The organism is Floricoccus penangensis, from assembly GCF_001832885.1.
Lineage (GTDB): Bacteria > Bacillota > Bacilli > Lactobacillales > Streptococcaceae > Floricoccus > Floricoccus penangensis.
The window spans coordinates 1-18,818 of the sequence record NZ_MKIQ01000026.1 but is presented as its reverse complement, the minus strand read 5'-3'; the positions used below and the strand labels follow the sequence as shown (position 1 = coordinate 18,818).

Sequence of the window (18,818 nt, the reverse complement as noted above, 5' to 3'; positions counted from 1 at the left end):
AATCTTTCGATTGCCTCTTTTTTTATTTTATATTATTCAGTAACTTCGATTATTTCACCTTCAATTACTTCATCTTTTGGTACATGTGCTTGAGGTTCGATGTTACGGTAACGTTGCATACCAGTACCTGCTGGGATGATTTTACCGATAATAACATTTTCCTTAAGTCCAAGTAAGTGGTCTTTTTTACCACGAATCGCTGCATCTGTAAGAACACGTGTTGTTTCTTGGAATGATGCTGCTGATAAGAATGAGTTAGTTTCAAGTGATGCTTTAGTAATACCCATAAGAACTGGACGACCAGTTGCAGGCACTGCACCTTTAACAAGAGTATCTTCGTTTGCATCTGCAAAGTCTGAAACATCCATAAGTGTTCCTGGAAGTAAGTCGGTATCACCTGGATCCATGATGCGAACTTTACGAAGCATTTGACGAACCATTACCTCAACGTGCTTGTCTCCAATTTCTACCCCTTGAGAACGGTATACTTTTTGCACTTCTGCAAGTAGATAAGTTTCTACTGATAAAGCATCACGAACTTCAAGTAAGTGTTTAGGTTCAATTGAACCTTCTGTAAGTGGAGTACCACGGTGAATAAAGTCACCAACTTCAACCTTAGTACGAGAAGTATAAGGAATTGTGTAAGTACGTGTATCAGTTTCACCTTTTACGGTTACTTCTTTAGTACGTGTACTTGCTTCTTCCGTAATTTCTACAACTTCACCTGTAACTTCTGTGATTGTAGCTTCCCCTTTAGGATTACGTGCTTCAAAAATTTCTTGGATACGAGGAAGACCTTGAGTGATATCTTCACTTGAGGCAACCCCCCCTGTATGGAAGGTACGCATTGTAAGCTGAGTACCTGGTTCACCGATAGATTGGGCTGCAATTGTACCAACTGCTTCACCAACCTCAACAGCATCACCAGTAGCAAGGTTAACCCCATAACAATGTTTACATACGCCATGACGTGTTTTACATGTAAATACGCTACGAATCTTAACTTTCTCAATTCCAGCTGCAACAATTGCGCTAGCGATATCTTCTGTGATTAACTCATCGTTTCCAATGATTACTTCACCTGTTTCAGGATTAATAACTGTTTGAGAAGTGTAACGTCCAATTAAACGTTCTTCAAGTGGTTCAACCATTTCTTTACCATCAGTAATTGCACTGATTACAAGTCCACGGTCAGTTCCACAGTCATCTTCACGAATGATTACGTCTTGGGCAACGTCAACTAGACGACGAGTCAAGTAACCTGAATCGGCTGTCTTAAGGGCTGTATCGGTCATACCTTTACGAGCTCCGTGAGTTGAGAAGAACATTTCCAATACTGACAATCCTTCACGGAAGTTTGAGATGATTGGTAATTCCATGATACGACCATTCGGTGCAGCCATAAGTCCGCGCATACCGGCAAGTTGTGAGAAGTTTGAGATATTACCACGGGCTCCTGAGTCCATCATCATAACGATTGGATTCTTGAAATCTTGACCTTTAGCAAGTTTATCTTCAAGTTGAGCTTTTGCATCACGCCAAACATCAGTTACAGCTTGATAACGTTCATCGTCAGTAATAAGACCTCGACGGAATTGTTTAGTGATTACTTCCACTTTTTCATGGGCAGCATCTACAATTTCATGTTTTTCTTCTACGACTGGAATATCTGCAATACCTACAGTAAGACCAGCTTTTGTTGAATGGTGGTAACCAAGGTCTTTCAAACGGTCAAGCATTTCAGAAGTTTCTGTTGTACGGAAACGTTTGAATACTTCTGCAATGATATTACCAAGATTTTTCTTCTTGAACGGTTGTACTTCTGGAAGGTTCTTAATAGCTTCAACAACATCTCCACCCGCTTGTACAAAGTAGCGATCATTAGTTTGGCTAGTTAAGTTTTCCATAGTTGGTTCATTTAAATATGGGAATTCTGCTGGCATGATAGAGTTAAATAATATTTTACCAACTGTTGTTAATAAAATAGTATCTTTTTGGCTATCTGACCAAGGTTTATCTAATGATTTAGTAGCTATACCCACACGAGAGTGTAAATGTACATAGCCATTACGCCATGCAATTACAGCTTCTTCAGGATCAGCAAAAATCATTCCTTCACCTTCACGACCAGCTTCTTCCATAGTTAGGTAGTAGTTACCTAGTACCATATCCTGTGAAGGAGTTACTACTGGTTTACCATCTTTAGGGTTAAGGATGTGTTCAGCTGCTAACATAAGGATACGAGCTTCTGCTTGTGCTTCCTCAGAAAGTGGCACGTGAACGGCCATTTGGTCTCCATCGAAGTCGGCATTGTAGGCTTCACATACAAGTGGGTGAAGACGAATTGCACGTCCATCAATAAGGACTGGTTCAAAAGCTTGAATACCAAGTCTATGTAGAGTAGGTGCGCGGTTAAGTAGAACTGGATGTTCTTTAATTACATCTTCAAGTACATCCCAGATATCTTCATCCATACGCTCAACTTTACGTTTTGCTGCACGGATATTTGCTGCCATCTCACGTTTAACTAATTCAGCCATTACAAATGGTTTGAATAACTCAATAGCCATTTCTCTTGGCAGACCACATTGATACATTTTAAGAGTTGGACCAACAACGATTACTGAACGTCCTGAATAGTCAACACGTTTACCAAGTAAGTTTTGACGGAAACGACCTTGTTTACCTTTAAGCATGTGGCTTAATGATTTAAGTGGACGGTTCCCTGGTCCTGTGATTGGACGACCACGACGACCGTTATCAATTAAGGCATCTACAGCTTCTTGAAGCATACGTTTTTCATTTTGAACAATAATACCAGGAGCATTAAGTTCAATCAAACGCTTAAGACGGTTGTTACGGTTAATTACACGGCGATATAGATCATTTAAGTCACTTGTTGCAAAACGTCCACCATCAAGTTGAACCATCGGACGTAAATCCGGTGGAATAACTGGAAGAACATCCATTACCATCCAATCAAGTTGATTGTCTGATTTACGGAAAGCATCTAAAATATCTAAACGGCGTACGGCCTTAACACGTTTTTGACCACTTGCAGTTTTAAGTTCTTCTTTTAATTCAGCAATTTCTTTATCAAGGTCAACATCAATTAAAAGATCTTGAATTGCTTCAGCACCCATTTTTGCAACGAATGAACCATAGCCATATTCAAGCATTTTTTCACGATACTCACGTTCGCTTAAAAGACTTTTCTTTTCAAGTGGAGTTTCTTTTGGATCAATTACCACGTATGAAGCAAAATAAATTACTTCTTCAAGAGCACGGGGGCTCATATCTAGGGCTAATCCCATACGTGAAGGAATTCCTTTGAAATACCAAATGTGAGTTACTGGAGCAGCAAGCTCTATATGTCCCATACGTTCACGACGTACTTTAGCACGAGTTACTTCAACACCACAGCGGTCACAAATAATACCTTTATAACGAATACGTTTATATTTACCACATGCACATTCCCAGTCTTTAGTTGGACCAAAAATTCTTTCATCGAATAGTCCTTCACGTTCTGGTTTTAATGTACGGTAGTTAATTGTTTCTGGTTTTTTTACTTCACCATATGACCAAGTACGAATTTGACGTGGTGAAGCCAGAGATATTTGCATACTCTGAAATTTATTAACATCTACCAAGATTTCTTCTCCTAGCTATATAAAACTTGACCAAGGGTGAAGCATTTCCACCCTAGTCAATGTAAGTTCTCAAAATCTGTTTATTTTTCTAAAATTAGAATTTATTTGATATCCCCAGATACTTCTCTTTCAGCTGCTTTTACTTCAGCTGCAGCAGCATTTGCTGCACGCAGTTCTGTTTGTTCTTTACGAGCTTTTTCAAGAGCATCTACGTGGATTCCTTCATCGTCATCATCATCTAAATCACGAAGTTCAAGAGTATTATCTTCATCATCAAGTACCTTCATATCAAGTCCTAATGATTGTAATTCTTTTACAAGTACGCGGAATGATTCTGGCACACCTGGACGAGGAATTCTTTCACCTTTAACTATTGCTTCATATGCTTTTGTACGTCCTGTAACGTCATCTGACTTGTAAGTCAAGATTTCTTGCAGAATGTAAGCTGCACCGTAAGCTTCCAGTGCCCAAACTTCCATTTCCCCAAAACGTTGTCCACCAAATTGAGCTTTACCCCCAAGTGGTTGTTGAGTAACTAGTGAGTATGGTCCTACGCTACGTGCATGAAGTTTATCATCAACCATGTGGTGAAGTTTAATCATATACATGACACCTACTGATACACGGTTATCGAAAGGTTCACCTGTACGGCCATCATAAAGAACTGTCTTAGCATCTGCTGCCATTCCAGCTTCTTTTACTGTAGACCAGATATCTTCATCGCGAGCTCCATCAAAGACTGGAGTTGCAATATGGATGCCTAGTTGACGCGCTGCCATTCCTAGGTGAAGCTCCATAACTTGTCCGATATTCATACGAGATGGTACCCCTAGTGGATTAAGCATGATATCAACTGGAGTTCCGTCTGGAAGGTAAGGCATATCTTCAACTGGTAAGATACGAGATACAACCCCTTTATTTCCGTGACGTCCGGCCATTTTATCCCCAACGTGGATTTTACGTTTTTGAACGATATAAACACGAACAAGCATGTTAACACCTGTTGATAGTTCATCACCATTTTCACGACGGAAAATCTTAACATCATGGACAATACCGTCAGCTCCGTGAGGTACACGAAGTGATGTATCACGAACTTCACGAGATTTTTCACCAAAGATTGCATGTAATAGACGTTCTTCAGCAGAAAGTTCACTTACACCTTTAGGAGTAACTTTACCGACTAGAAGATCACCTTCTTTAACTTCAGCACCGATGCGGATGATACCAAATTCGTCAAGATTTTTAAGAGCATCTTCACCAACATTTGGTACTTCACGAGTAATTTCTTCAGGCCCAAGTTTTGTATCACGTGTTTCTGATTCATATTCTTCGATTGCAATTGAAGTATAAACGTCATCTTTTACAAGACGTTCACTCATGATAACGGCATCCTCAAAGTTGTAACCTTCCCATGTCATGAAAGCAACTAGTGGATTTTGTCCAAGAGCCATTTCTCCATTTTCCATTGAAGGTCCATCAGCAATGATTTCACCTTTATCAACTTTATCTCCTGATTTAACAAGAGTACGTTGGTTATATGATGTACCAGAGTTAGAACGACGGAATTTAGTTACTTTGTAAATATCAAGCTCACCAGATTCACGACGGATACGAATCTCAGCTGCATCAGCAAATTCAACTGTACCAGCTTCTTTTGCTACCAGGGCTGCTCCTGAGTCATGTGCCGCTTGATGTTCCATACCTGTACCAACAAAAGGTGCATGTGGATCAATAAGTGGAACTGCTTGACGCTGCATGTTTGCTCCCATTAGGGCACGGTTTGAGTCATCGTTTTCCAAGAAAGGAATACAAGCTGTGGCAACCGCAACTACCTGTTTAGGAGATACGTCCATGTAATCAACTAATGAAGTAGATACTTCAATATTGTTACCAGTATGACGAGCCATTACAGTATCATTTGTAAACGTTCCATCTTCATTTAGTGGTGAATTCGCTTGAGCAACTGTGTAATTATCTTCTTCATCTGCTGTTAGCCAATGAATATCGTTTGTTACAACACCTGTTGCACGATCAACTTTACGGTATGGACTTTGGATAAATCCATATTTATTAATTTTTCCATAACTTGATAAGTTATTGATTAACCCGATATTTGGTCCTTCAGGAGTTTCAATCGGACACATGCGACCATAGTGAGTATAATGTACGTCACGTACTTCATATCCTGCACGGTCACGTGTCAAACCACCAGGCCCAAGGGCTGATAAACGACGTTTGTGCGAAAGTTCTGAAAGTGGGTTATGTTGGTCCATGAACTGTGACAATTGAGAAGAACCAAAGAATTCTTTGATTGCTGCAACAACTGGACGAATATTAAGTAAAGCTTGAGGAGTCATACTCTCATTATCTTGACTTGACATACGTTCACGAATAACACGTTCCATACGGCTTAAACCTATACGAACTTGGTTTTGTAAAAGTTCACCTACTGAACGAATACGACGGTTACCTAAGTGGTCAATATCATCCACTTTACCAACACCATCATTTAAGCCTAACCAATAGTTAATGCTTGCAATGATATCTGCAGGTGTGACTGTACGAACAGTTGGATCAATTTGTCCATTAGAAATAACATTTACAACACGTTCTGGATCATTTGGTGAATATACTTTAACAACTTGAATATTGATTGGATCATTTAATACTGCATCATCAGATGGGTAATAAACTTCTGTATTCAATCCATTATCAAGAGCTTCTGTAATATCATCAAGAACTTCACGTGTGATTTCTGTATCCGCAGGCACTAAGATTTCACCAGTATCACCATCAACCAATGGCTCCGCAAGTTTCAATCCTAGAAGGCGGTTTTTAAGAGCTAGTTTCTTGTTGATTTTGTAACGTCCAACAGGAGCTAGATCATAACGACGTGGGTCGAAGAAACGAGCTACTAATAAGTTACGTGAAGAATCCGCTGTTTTAGGTTCACCAGGACGGATGCGATCATAAATATCTTTCAGTGCTTCCTCAACACGAGTATCGTTTGTATTTTTGTGAATATCTTTTTCGATTGTATTTCTTAGAATTTCGCTATCACCAAGAATATCAAAAATCTCAGCATCAGAACCAAATCCAAGAGCACGCATCATTACTGTAAATGGTAATTTACGAGTACGGTCAATACGAGCATAACCAACGTCTTTTGCATCAGTATCTAATTCAAACCATGCTCCACGGTTAGGAATTGTAGTATGACCATAACCAACTTTACCATTCTTGTCTACTTTATCATGGAAGTAAACACCTGGGCTACGTACCAACTGACTTACGATAATACGTTCAGCTCCGTTGATTACGAAAGTACCCATTTCAGTCATAAGTGGGAAATCTCCAAAGAACACTTCTTGTGTCTTAATTTCCCCAGTTTCCTTATTAATAAGGCGGAAAGTAACGAAAATTGGTGCTGAATAATTAGCATCGTGTGCACGAGCTTCTTCAATAGTATATTTAGGCTCACGCATTTCGTACCCAACAAATTCTAGCTCCATTGTATCCGCAAAGTTATTTATCGGAAGCATTTCTTGGAATACATCCTTAAATCCTTCGTCAAGAAATTGCTGGTAGCTATCTGTTTGGATTTCAATTAAGTTTGGCAAATCAAGTACTTCTTTGATTCGCGAAAAACTGCGTCTTGTACGGTGTTTACCGTAGGCAACATCATGTCCTGCCAATGTAGTTTCTCCTCTTTCCTATTTTATAGTCTTCTGAAGTATAAATAACATTCACTTTCAAAAGCCTATGTCCTTTGTTCCAAATAGTTATTTAAAGTAGTCTGAACATTTAGAAACATTAAACTTCAATTACATCAATTGAAATCGGTGGTCTAAAACGGCAAAAAAAGCAACGGTCAATCTCTTCACCGCTGCCTTACTACGCCTAGTATGGACAATATTTCATACCAAACGTACCGACAAACTATTTCTCTCTATTATACCTTATTCTTGCCAAAAATCAAGGAATGTGCTTATTTTAAAATTATTTATAAAATATAAAAAATGTAATTTCTCTTCTATATAATTTAGCAAATAAATTTCTTTTCACAACTATTTATTTAACACATGAATTCGATTTTTAATAACTAGCTGCTGCCTCAAAAATACTAAATATTTATATAGCACATAAAGAACAATAAGAATCGCAATAACTACTTCAAATGCACTAAGGTAATTGAGTATCATATATAGAAATTCCTTATCAATAAATAATGATTTAACTTTTGTTATGGCTGTCGCAGTAATAACCATTGGGAAAGTAAAGGCTGCATAACTTGGATAAAATTGCTTTTGAAAAAGTTTAGAAAAATTGGAAACAATTATAAAATATATTAACTGGGATAGGACTAGCAAGAATACTACTAGTGGCATATATGGATGTGTTGTGACTGACAGGTAGCCCGCTAAACAGAGCGAACCTGGGGCTGTCATAATGGTAACGAGAGGCATTGCTGAGTCTGGCATATTCGACATAAAAACTACCCTCTTTACAAGAATTGGAAGAAACAGTAAATAGAGGATTAAGGCTAGCCAAATGGTAATTTGTCCCAGTTCTTGAATAAATAAATTTGACGTATTGGGTATTACTCCCATTCCAACAAATGTTATAAACCAACTGGGGTAGATGTTTTCTAGGCTTAACTTTTCAGGAAAAACGTGAACGGCAACAAAGAAAACCATAAGAGCAAAGTGAAGAATAACCGCAAATAGCCAGATTACTTGAACCAGCTTAATAGATGGAAGAACACGTGTCAAAAATGCTGCAATAACCATAAGCGCCATCGTAAATGTTGGTGATACCGAAGCAACTATTGGATCCTTCATAGCTTTCAGTGTATGGTCCATAGTGAAAATAATTTTCAGTACTACTAAAACCATTAGAATACATCCCAGAATGCAAAAGATGTCCCCAAGTATGTGGTAGTTAATTGAGTATAATAAATTTCCAAGGGATACTGTACCTAGAATTAAGCCACAAATAGGTATTGGTATCCTCTTTAAAAATTCTTTATATGAATGTATCATTTTTCTCTCCTTTAGATTTTTCTGTCTTTATCTATATTTATGATAGTTAAGAAATTTACATTTGTAAAATAAATATTTATAATAGTTATTATTAAGAAAGTAAATAAAGGAGACTATATGCTTGATTGGATTAAAACATTTATTGCCGTCTATGAAACAAAAAATTTTTCTTTTGCTGCTGAAAAACTTTATATTTCACAACCAACAGTATCCCTGCAAATTAAGAAGTTAGAGCAAAATTACGGAATACAACTATTCCATCGAAATGGAAAGCAAAATGTCGTTCCAACAAAAGAAGCTGATTTTCTCTATCCAAAATTATTAACTATAATTGAAAATCTTTCTAATTCTTTTGAACAAGTTATGCAAAAAGAAAACTTCAAAGAGGAATGTATAATCGTTTGTTCAAATACTGTAGCCAACCATATCTTACCTAAATTAATGACTGATATTCTTAAAACATTTCCAAATGTTAACTTCACCATTAAAATGATGAATTCAAAAATGGCTTTGGAACAAATTCAAAACAATCATGCCCACATAGCTATTATAGAAAAACCAATTGAGACTCCTAATCTAAAAAAAGAAGTCATATACGAAGATGAGTTAGTTCTTGCCGGAAATGCCGATTCCAAATATTGGCTAATGCGTGAGAAAGAATCTGGAACTAGATTCTTTAATGAAATTTTTATGAATGAAAATAATATTCAACTCCCCATTATTAATATTGATAGCAATGAACTGCTAGAAAAATTAATAGAGGAAGGAATTGGTCAGTCAATTATTTCAAGATTAGCTACTAACGATAAAATCAAAATTCAGAAAAAAGTTAATAGCAGAAAGATTTTTCTCATTCCAAATCCCTACAACTCTAGTATCGAAATTTCAAAAATATCTGAATTGATTAAAAATCTTATGAAAGATTTTTAATATATAAATAAAGCACCTAGAGATTAATACTCCAGATGCTTTTTAATTAATTCTTTTATTTCAAAATAGCTGTGTTTAAATATCAAGAAGTCTGAGTCACTAAAGTGACTAGTCTTAATCGCAACTCCGATGGGATAGGCTTACCAAATTCTAACTCGGTCTTCTGGTGCACGCCACATTTCATCGCCTTCTTTGACATCAAATGTTTCAAAGAATTCATCAAGGTTAGTTGGTTGAACATTTGCACGAAGTTTACCTGGTGCGTGAACATCTGCACTTAAGAGCATTTGTTGATATTCTTTATGAGCCTTCATACGCCAGATTGTTGCCCATTGAGTAAACAGTTCCTCAAGGTTTGCATCTTCTTCAAGAAGTGCTGCTGTCATTGCTGCTGTAAGACCACCAGCATCTGCAATATTTTCAGATACTACAAGAGTACCATTAACTTTTCCACCAGCAATTTCAAGACCATCAAACTCATCAACCATTAGTTTTTGTTTATCTTCGAAAGCTTTAAAGTCCTCCTCTGTCCACCAATTTTCCATGTTACCATACTTATCAAAAAGTGCTCCATTATTATCGAAAGCATGAGATATTTCGTGAGCGATAACAGCTCCAATACCGCCATAATTTTGACTCTTTGTTTGTTCAAGACTATAGAATGGAGCTTGTAGGATAGCTGCTGGAAAGACAATAGTATTACTATCAGGACTGAAATAAGCATTTACCATATGTGCTGGCATATGCCACTCAGTCTTGTCTACATTTTCAGAGAACTTGCCATAGTGACGACGAATTAACGCACGACCAATACTAGTTGAATCCTCATAGATACTTCCACTTCCAACCTTAAATTCAGTGTAGACTTTTGGAAGTTTATCTGGATAGCCGACAAAGACTGTCATTGCATCAAGTTTTTCAATAGCTTTTTCTATTGTTTCCTTAGATAGCCAGTCATTATGGCGGAGACGTTCTTGGTAAACTTGAATCATTTGAGCTGTCATATATTTAACATCATTTTTTGCATCTTCACCAAAGTATTTTTTACCATAATAAAGACCAACAGCTTGAGAGAAGATTCCTGTTGCTAAATCATAGGCTGCTTTTTCAGGACTACGCGCCTCAGCAGTACCACTTAAAGCACGACCAAATACTCCTCCCAAAACACGCAATTCTTCAGAAAGGTAAGGCGTTGCAGTGCGCACTTCCGAAGCTAAAATATATGATTTAATTAACTCGAAATTTTCTGGATTTACTATTTCATTAAAGTTTTCATAAAATCTTTTTTCATAAACTAAAACTTTCTCTGGCATAGTCTTGATTAAATCAGCGATTAATTTTCCTGAATTGAAAGTTTTGATATGGGAAACAAATTCAGATATATCTACCGGATTATAAAGACCTGCATATTGAGCCCACTCTTCACTTGTATTTACATAAGGAACTAGAAGAGCATCAAATTTCAAAGTATTATCTACTGTTTTTTCAGCAAATTCCTTGTCATAACCGAATTTTTCCATGATTTCGATAGTGTTTTCTCTGTATACATTAAGAAGTTCTTCCTTACGTGGATGATCTTCAGCATAATATGTAGTATCAGGCAATATTAAACCAGGGCTTGAGAAATAAAGTGCATAATGGATTGCATCCTTCATATCTGGAGATACTGAAAGATCAAATGGAAGCGATCCATAATTTTCAAATACCATCTCTGTAAATTTTGAAGTTAAATCATCAAAATCTTTAATTGCTTCGATTTTAGCTAAATTAGACTTTACAGGTTCTGTACCTATCTTATTACGAGTATCATAGTCTTGTGCTTTCTTGTAGAAAAGCAAAAATTGGTCCATAACTGGATCATCAAACTTAGGGAAACCAGAAAAGTCTTCCATTAATGTTTTTTCATTATTAATAACAAGCTCGTCAAACCCACCAATTCTTGGTCTGTCGCCAGGAATTTCTGCCTCGCTTAACCAATCGGCATTGACTGCCTCATATAAATCATCTTGAATTCTAACCATATCGTCCTCCTATAATTAAATCTATTGTATCAAATTTTCAGAAAAATTTCTTACATCTAAAGTTTGATATTTTACAAAATCTTTCTTAATAATCTTATGAGAAATTTTTCCTTAATCATGACTTCTTTATTTTCATTTTTGTCTTGAAAATCTTTTATTTGCCGTCTTCTATTAGGCACCATAAACAAGGGAAGATAATTAAGATTAAAATATCTGAGTTCCTTTGTTTCAGGTCCAGATTTTATTAACTCTCCACTTTCAATATTACTTTTATATACAAACTGTGTATCATCAAGTTCTTCAATAACATATTTTCCAATTAAATATTTAGGTTTGACGATGAGACCTGTTTCTTCATAAGCTTCCCGAATTGCACAATCAAATTCGCTCTCTTCTGGATCCAGATGACCTCCTGGTAAGTCCCACAATGGTAAATCCTTTCTTTTAACTAAAAGTATTCGTTCATCTTGAACTATGATATTAAAAACACCTTTTGACATCTATACACTCCAATAATTTACTATTGTTAATTATAACAAAATAAAAACAATCCAAGTAAATGAATTGTTCTTTATATCATATTTTCTTTGTGAAGTTGTTCAAATTCTTGATTGCCATCATTTAGCTTATCCCAGATAACTACCTGACCACTTGAAAGTGATTTTTTGACATCGATTATTCTTTGGTTGCTTGAACCGCGAAATTGCAAAAGCAGATTCTTCTTTGATATATAGAATCGACCATCAACTAAGATATCAATATTAGCAAGCAGCTCAAGTTTATCATCACTCTCTTCTTGTAATTCTTCCCAGGTATAACCTGACCAAGACCAAATATCTTTTTCTGGTAGTTCCTCATGTATTCTTTTAACCAAAGGAAGTACGACCCCAGTATTGAGAAAGGGTTCACCTCCAAGAAGAGTGAGGCCTTGCACGTAAGGTTGAGCCATATCTGTCATGATACGTTCTTCTAGTTCCTGTGTATATGGTCTCCCGTAGCGAAAGTTTTGGGCAGCCACGTTATAGCAACCCTCACAAGCAAAGGGACAGCCAGAAACATAGAGGCTATTACGTACTCCTTCACCATCCACAAAATTGAAGGGTTTATAGTCGGCAATATAATTCTGACTAAGGTCTGAGGAAAGCCATTCCTTAGGCTTTGGATTTTTCATTCTTGCCACCGTTTTTCTTTTTCAAAAATTGGGCACGTAGCTCTGCTACTTTGTCTTGTTTGCTAGGTTTGTCAGTTGAATTTTTCTCATGATACTTTTCAACAGAAGCCTGTCCTTTATTATCTAATTGGTATTTTCCCATAAAATATCTCCTTTCTTAAATATGGAAAGTCTGAGTTCCCCCAGACTTATATTAATTTTTATTTGGCAAAAAACTTACTTCTTTCATCATGTGCTAGATTATCAATGTCATCGCCATTACTTAAATGACCAATTGATCCATTCATGTGTTTTACACGGTTTGAAATTTCCTTGTGGCGACCATTAACCATTGGACGAGCCTGTGGATTACCAAGATAGCCACAAGTTCTTTTCACAACATCAACTGTTGCAGGATTAGTGTTGCCACAATTTGGACATTTGAAGCCGCGTTCAGTTGGTGTGAAATCACCTTCAAAATTACACTCATAACATTTATCAATTGGTGTATTTGTTCCCAGATAGCCTACGCGATCATAAGCATAGTCCCATACTGCTTCAAGAGCCTTCGGATTTTGTTGTAACATTGGGTATTCACAATAATGAATGAATCCACCTGATGCGTAAACTGGATAATCTTTTTCAAAATCAAGTTTTTCAAATGGAGTTGGGTTCTTACGCACATCATAATGGAAAGAATTTGTGTAATATTCCTTATCAGTGATGTCCTCTATAATACCATATTTTTCAGTATCAAGTCTGCAAAAACGATCAGTTAGCGACTCTGAAGGAGTAGAGTAAATTGAAAAATGATAATCATACTCATCTGACCATGCTTCAGCTGCACCCTTCATTTGACGAAGTATTTCTAAAGTAAATTCCTTAGCTTCAGGATTATTTTCCCACTGACCACCATAAAAGACAGTTGCAACTTCATAGAGACCAATATATCCCATAGAAACTGTAGCGCGACGATTCTTAAATAATTCGTCCACATTATCAGTTTTCTTAAGACGACCGCCAAAGGCTCCGTTTTGATAAAGAATAGGCGCATTAGCGGGTGTTGCTTCCTTAACTCGCTCAATACGATAGACAAGCGCATCACGCAAGATATCCATCTTCTCACCCAAAATCGACCAGAACTTATCCTTATCACCCTTAGATTCAAGCGCAATTCTAGGCAGATTGAGGGTCACAACTCCAAGATTCATACGACCATCAACAACATCTTGGCCGTTTTCGTCCTTCCATCCTTGCAAGAAAGAGCGACATCCCATCGGAACCTTAAAAGAACCAGTCAAATCAACAATCTTATCATAACTCAAAACATCTGGATACATACGTTTAGTAGCACATTCCAAAGCCAGCTGCTTGATATCATAGTTCGGCGTATCCATCTCAAGATTCAAACCACGCTTAAGAGTAAATATTAGTTTAGGGAAAATAGCTGTCCTTCCCTCGTGACCAAGCCCTTTAATTCTGATTTTTAGAATTGCCTTTTGAATCTCACGCGCAAACCAATCTTCTCCAAGTCCAAATCCAAGTGAAGTAAATGGAGTTTGCCCATTTGAAGTAAATAAAGTATTTATTTCATACTCCAAAGATTGCATTGCGTCATAGATATCCTTTTTAGTCTTGGCATAAGCATATGCTTCCTGTTTTTCAGGAGCTACCCACTCACGCGCATCAGCTAAGTGCTTATCAAAATTCAATTTAGCATATGGTGCCAAAAGTTCATCAACTCGGTTTGCTGAACATCCTCCGTATTGACTTGATGCTACATTAGCAATAATCTGACTCATTTGAGCAGTCGCTGTCTGAATTGATTTTGGTGAAACAACCTCTGCATTACCAATCTTAAAACCTTTAGCAAGCATACCTTTAAAATCAATCAAGCAACAATTAGTCATTGGAGTGTATGGATGGTAATCAAGGTCATGATAATGAATATCACCTTTTTGATGAGCATTTGCCACGTGAGGAGGTAACATCTTAAGTCCTATTGATTTACCAACAATCCCTGCTGTCAAATCACGCTGAGTATTGAATACATCACTATCCTTATTAGCATTCTCATTAACCACTGTTTGGTCCTTATTTATAAGCTTATCAATAGTGAAATTAATATCTGTTGCTTGGCTGCGAGCAAAGTCACGATTTGTACGATAGTTTATATACTTTTGAGCAAGTTCATATTCGTTGGCACTCAAAAGGACATGTTCTACGATATTTTGAATTTCATAAATTTTGATATTTTTATCAAAGCGCGCAAAAATCTCTGCAACAACCTTATCAACTAAAACTTCTAATTTCGCTTCTTGAACAGGTGTTATTGGAGAAATTTCATTACTGGCCTTTTCTAAAGCTGCGTAAATTTTTTCTGATTCAAATGGAAGTTTCCTTCCGTCCCTTTTAATTACTTTCATATTCGTTGTCTGAGTTTCTAATTCTTCAAATAAAATCATAATTATCTCCTTAATCTGATTTAAATTTTAACAGATTTCAAAAGAAAGTTCAATAGGTAACAATACCATATATTGTGTTTCAAAATGTATATTCTATCTACAATACACAACATATAGTTGTATGATTTTATACAAGTACATCATTATTTAATCTAAGCTCAACTTATGATAAAATGGTATTAACTTTTTAAAAGGAGAAAAAATGGACACTAAAGAAGAACAATTTCTATACAATTTAAGTAATGTTGATGGTATTGCAGGTCACGAACAAGAAGTGCGTGAAATTTTCAAAGAAGAAGCTAAAAAGTATACTTCTGATATTGAATTTGACGGTCTTGGAAGTGTTGTCGCTCGCTATGGTGAAAAAGGTCCTAAAGTTTTAATGGCTAGCCATATGGACGAAGTTGGTTTCATGGTAACTAATATTACTGACAAAGGATTCATTGAATTCCAAACTGTCGGAGGTTGGTGGGCTCAAGTTATGCTTGCGCAACAAGTTACTATTACTACACGTAAGGGTGATAAGATTCAAGGTGTAACTGGTTCTAAACCACCACATGTACTAACTGCTGAAGTTCGTAATAAGGTATATGATATCAAGGATATGTTTATTGACCTTGGTATGTCTTCTAAAGAAGAGGTTGAAGCTCTAGGTATTCGCCCTGGTGACATGATTACACCTCGTATTGAAGCTACTCGCTTAAATGGTGGTAAGTTCCTTCTTGGTAAAGCTTGGGATAACCGTATTGGTACTGCTATCGTTCTTAAAGTTCTTGAAAACTTAGCTCAAGAAAATCCAGTTGAAAATCAACTATATCTAGGTGCAAACGTTCAAGAAGAAGTAGGTCTTCGTGGTGCTCAAACTCTTACTCACAAGGTAAACCCTGCTATTGCTTTCGCTGTTGATACTGGTACTGCTGGCGATACCCCTGGAATGACTCCAAAAGAAGCTGATAGTGTTCTTGGTAAAGGACCTCAAATCCTAATCTTTGATGCTACAATGATTCCACATCAAAAACTTATCAACTTTGTAACTGATATTGCTGATGAATTAAACATTCCTTACCAATATACAGTAATCGCAGGCGGTGGAACTGACGCTGGTCGTATGCACCTAAGCCATGATGGTATTCCAAGTCTTGCAGTAACTGTTCCTGTACGTTACCTACATAGTCACACTTCAATGATTCACGAAGATGATTACCTAAATACTGTAAAATTACTCACAGAAGTTGCTCGTCGCCTTGATGATGAAGCTGTCAAAGAAATTTTAAGCTATTAATTATATAGAAAAATGGATGCCGCTAAGCATCCATTTTTTATTGTCCGTAATATTGTTGATTATATTGTTGATTGGGATCAGTGTTATTATATTGTTGGTCTGGAACAGCATCCTCTGTAGATTGAATTTCTTGATCAGATTTTCCATTTATATTTTCACTAGAACTCGATGAAGATTCTGTCTTTTCTTTAGATGAACCTTTATTTTTATTACTATTCTTATCATCAATTAATGAGTCATCACTACCAATTCTCTCATATATTTCAAAATCATTTGATTTAAATTTCTTATTCAAAGCATAAGATGAATCAAGTTCAGTATTTACAGATTTCTTTCCAACACCATCATAATTTTTATTCTCAATAATAAATTTCGATTCTGTTTTAGGCAGAGTTTCAGTAAAATGTTTCTTATATATTTCTGGATAACTATTTAAAGGAATAGGTAATGTTGCTAAACGTTTTGAATTAACATAAATATTATAGTCATCAGAAAGAACAAGTACTCGATCTTTTATATTTGTATTTTTATGTATAAAGCTAGCGACTCTGCTCTCTTCTTCAAATATTGGTCTTTTTTCAACTTGTGTATATACATCATACGCAAGTATCACAAGTATTCCTAATAATGGTAAAAAAGAAGATTTCACACCTAATAATACAGAAGACTTCTCTCCTTCTTGATTATGACTATTTAAAATAGGAATCAAGAAAAGTGGCAACAGAATTACCAAATCCCCTACAACATACATTGGACTTAAAACTGTAAGTATAAAGTATAGAAGAGAGGCAAGAATTATAAATTTATAAAAAAGGTTACCTTTTTCCGAACTCTTTAATTTTTTTGCTAGATATACAAGCTGCTTACCAAAGATCAATAATAAAAGAATAAGTGAAACAACTAAGTTTAATATAGAAGATGAATCAAATCTAATAGATTGAAACGGTAAAATAAACATTTGCTCAGCAGCCGGAACTAAAAATTGATTAATCAATCCATAATAAATCGTTAAGTAAAATATTATTAAAAATCCAAATATATAAGACAGTATACGGTAAATAAAACTGTAAATCTTCTGCTTATTAACTGGTTTTTCCTTTAAAAATTTTATAAAGAAAAATACAAAAAATAATATATTTACTAGTAGCATAGCAGGAGTAATAAAAACTGATATTGCCTGTAGTGAGCCAAATATAATAAATTTACTATCTTTATCTACTTGATTATTGAATATCTTATCAATGAAATCAATTGATAATAAAATGGGATAAATTGCAAAACCTGCGGCAAGATTACCACCATTTATTGCTACGGCAACTCCAATAATACTTAGAATACTGATGAATGTCGCACTAAAGGTAGATATATTGTGGCTACGTCCAATTTTATAAATCAGGTTTGAAACAAAAATAAGGTTTAAAGTCTCAACCCCCCATAAAATCCATGTATTACCAAACTTATTACCTAGTTCATTAATTAAAAAGAAAATAGGTCCATCATTTGAATAAAAATTTCTATAAGGCATTTGGCCATTATTCATAGCAAAACCAGAGTAATTATTTATTGATTCTTTCAGTCCTGAGTAAAACTCATTGAAAATAGGGAATGAATTAAAACTCAAAGATACTAATAGGGATATTAGCAAAAGGAGTATAAAAACGAAAAAATTTTTTTCTTTTTTAGGAGGTTCTTCTAAGTTATCAATATTTTTTGTTTGAGTTTCTTCAGTCTTGTTTGTTTTAATGACTGAAGCCTCTGAGTAATATTTTGAACGTCTTGAATATGTATTTTTTTCTTTTACCATTTTTTCCTCTAAATATAAATATTAAGCTAATAATAGCAAAATTTTCAGCATTCTACAAACTCACTATTTTTTTCTTATATAATTTATAGGTTTTTAACGCTGAATAGCCGATTACAGCTCCACTAGAGAACAATTCTTCCATATTGTAAAATAATCATCTCCATAACTACTAGCTTAGAAATAATAGCTTGTGAGAAATGTGATACCTGTGTTTCAATTCTCTAATCGTTCAACGTGATATATATATTAAAAAAATAGTTTACAAATATTATTTGTAAACTATGCTCATCATATACTATTATAACAATTAATCTTCATATCCATGAGGATGTTTTGAATGCCAAGTCCAAGCGATAGCAATAAATCCTGTTGTTTTTGTTTCTTCTGAACTCATAATTAAATTTTCAGATCTATTATCTTTTCGAACAAATTTATTGATTATTCTTTGCGTAATTAGCTTCAACTTCT

General features: G+C 35.6%; 11 protein-coding genes. 2 read left to right on the top strand and 9 right to left on the bottom strand.

The annotated features are described in order from the left end of the window. Window positions 1–32: 32 nt before the first annotated feature. From rpoC to BG262_RS04010, 3 genes are all read right to left on the bottom strand, one after another. The gene (gene rpoC, locus BG262_RS04020; RefSeq protein ID WP_070787596.1) at window positions 33–3,653 is read right to left on the bottom strand and encodes a DNA-directed RNA polymerase subunit beta'; all 3,621 of its coding nucleotides are present in this window, start codon (window positions 3,651–3,653) and stop codon (window positions 33–35) included. Window positions 3,654–3,754: 101 nt separating this feature from the next. Further along, window positions 3,755–7,351, bottom strand: a complete 3,597-nt coding sequence (gene rpoB, locus BG262_RS04015; RefSeq protein ID WP_070787595.1) for a DNA-directed RNA polymerase subunit beta — start codon at window positions 7,349–7,351, stop codon at window positions 3,755–3,757. Between the two features lie 372 nt (window positions 7,352–7,723). Next, window positions 7,724–8,698 carry a TDT family transporter gene (locus BG262_RS04010; RefSeq protein WP_070787594.1) on the bottom strand — a complete coding sequence of 325 codons (975 nt, stop codon included), beginning with the start codon at window positions 8,696–8,698 and terminating at the stop codon, window positions 7,724–7,726. Window positions 8,699–8,815: 117 nt separating this feature from the next. On the opposite strand from BG262_RS04010, the gene BG262_RS04005 reads away from it, so the two are divergent. Further along, window positions 8,816–9,628: a LysR family transcriptional regulator gene (locus BG262_RS04005; RefSeq protein WP_070787593.1), complete on the top strand. Its 813-nt coding sequence runs from the start codon at window positions 8,816–8,818 to the stop codon at window positions 9,626–9,628. Window positions 9,629–9,768: 140 nt separating this feature from the next. Here the strand turns inward: BG262_RS04005 and pepO are convergent, their stop codons facing one another. From pepO to nrdD, 5 genes are all read right to left on the bottom strand, one after another. Beyond that, window positions 9,769–11,649 (bottom strand): endopeptidase PepO, encoded by a 1,881-nt coding sequence (gene pepO, locus BG262_RS04000; RefSeq protein ID WP_070787592.1) that lies wholly within the window; start codon window positions 11,647–11,649, stop codon window positions 9,769–9,771. A 71-nt stretch (window positions 11,650–11,720) separates the two neighbouring features. Continuing rightward, on the bottom strand, window positions 11,721–12,149 hold the full coding sequence (locus tag BG262_RS03995; RefSeq protein ID WP_070787591.1) for an NUDIX domain-containing protein: 429 nt from the start codon (window positions 12,147–12,149) through the stop codon (window positions 11,721–11,723). A gap of 71 nt (window positions 12,150–12,220) precedes the next feature. Next, the gene (nrdG, locus tag BG262_RS03990) at window positions 12,221–12,820 is read right to left on the bottom strand and encodes an anaerobic ribonucleoside-triphosphate reductase activating protein (RefSeq protein WP_070787590.1); all 600 of its coding nucleotides are present in this window, start codon (window positions 12,818–12,820) and stop codon (window positions 12,221–12,223) included. Then, complete coding sequence (locus tag BG262_RS10820; protein WP_099098652.1) at window positions 12,801–12,962, bottom strand: hypothetical protein; 162 nt, start codon at window positions 12,960–12,962, stop codon at window positions 12,801–12,803. Before BG262_RS10820 ends, nrdG begins: the two co-directional genes overlap by 20 nt. A 58-nt stretch (window positions 12,963–13,020) precedes the next feature. Beyond that, the gene (nrdD, locus tag BG262_RS03985; RefSeq protein ID WP_070787589.1) at window positions 13,021–15,264 is read right to left on the bottom strand and encodes an anaerobic ribonucleoside-triphosphate reductase; all 2,244 of its coding nucleotides are present in this window, start codon (window positions 15,262–15,264) and stop codon (window positions 13,021–13,023) included. Window positions 15,265–15,466: 202 nt separating this feature from the next. Here nrdD and BG262_RS03980 point away from each other — a divergent pair, with 202 nt between their 5' ends. Further along, entirely contained in the window at window positions 15,467–16,546 is a 1,080-nt protein-coding gene (locus BG262_RS03980; protein ID WP_070787588.1) for a M42 family metallopeptidase, read from the top strand. 37 nt (window positions 16,547–16,583) lie between these two features. Here the strand turns inward: BG262_RS03980 and BG262_RS03975 are convergent, their stop codons facing one another. After that, window positions 16,584–18,350, bottom strand: a complete 1,767-nt coding sequence (locus BG262_RS03975; RefSeq protein ID WP_070787587.1) for a hypothetical protein — start codon at window positions 18,348–18,350, stop codon at window positions 16,584–16,586. Window positions 18,351–18,818 lie beyond the last annotated feature (468 nt).

Coding starts and splice junctions, on each gene's coding strand:
- BG262_RS04010 (WP_070787594.1), bottom strand. CDS start 8,698: ATGATACATTCATATAAAGAATTTTTAAAGAGGATACCAATACCTATT.
- BG262_RS04005 (WP_070787593.1), top strand. CDS start 8,816: ATGCTTGATTGGATTAAAACATTTATTGCCGTCTATGAAACAAAAAAT.
- pepO (WP_070787592.1), bottom strand. CDS start 11,649: ATGGTTAGAATTCAAGATGATTTATATGAGGCAGTCAATGCCGATTGG.
- BG262_RS03995 (WP_070787591.1), bottom strand. CDS start 12,149: ATGTCAAAAGGTGTTTTTAATATCATAGTTCAAGATGAACGAATACTT.
- nrdG (WP_070787590.1), bottom strand. CDS start 12,820: ATGAAAAATCCAAAGCCTAAGGAATGGCTTTCCTCAGACCTTAGTCAG.
- BG262_RS10820 (WP_099098652.1), bottom strand. CDS start 12,962: ATGGGAAAATACCAATTAGATAATAAAGGACAGGCTTCTGTTGAAAAG.
- nrdD (WP_070787589.1), bottom strand. CDS start 15,264: ATGATTTTATTTGAAGAATTAGAAACTCAGACAACGAATATGAAAGTA.
- BG262_RS03980 (WP_070787588.1), top strand. CDS start 15,467: ATGGACACTAAAGAAGAACAATTTCTATACAATTTAAGTAATGTTGAT.
- BG262_RS03975 (WP_070787587.1), bottom strand. CDS start 18,350: ATGGTAAAAGAAAAAAATACATATTCAAGACGTTCAAAATATTACTCA.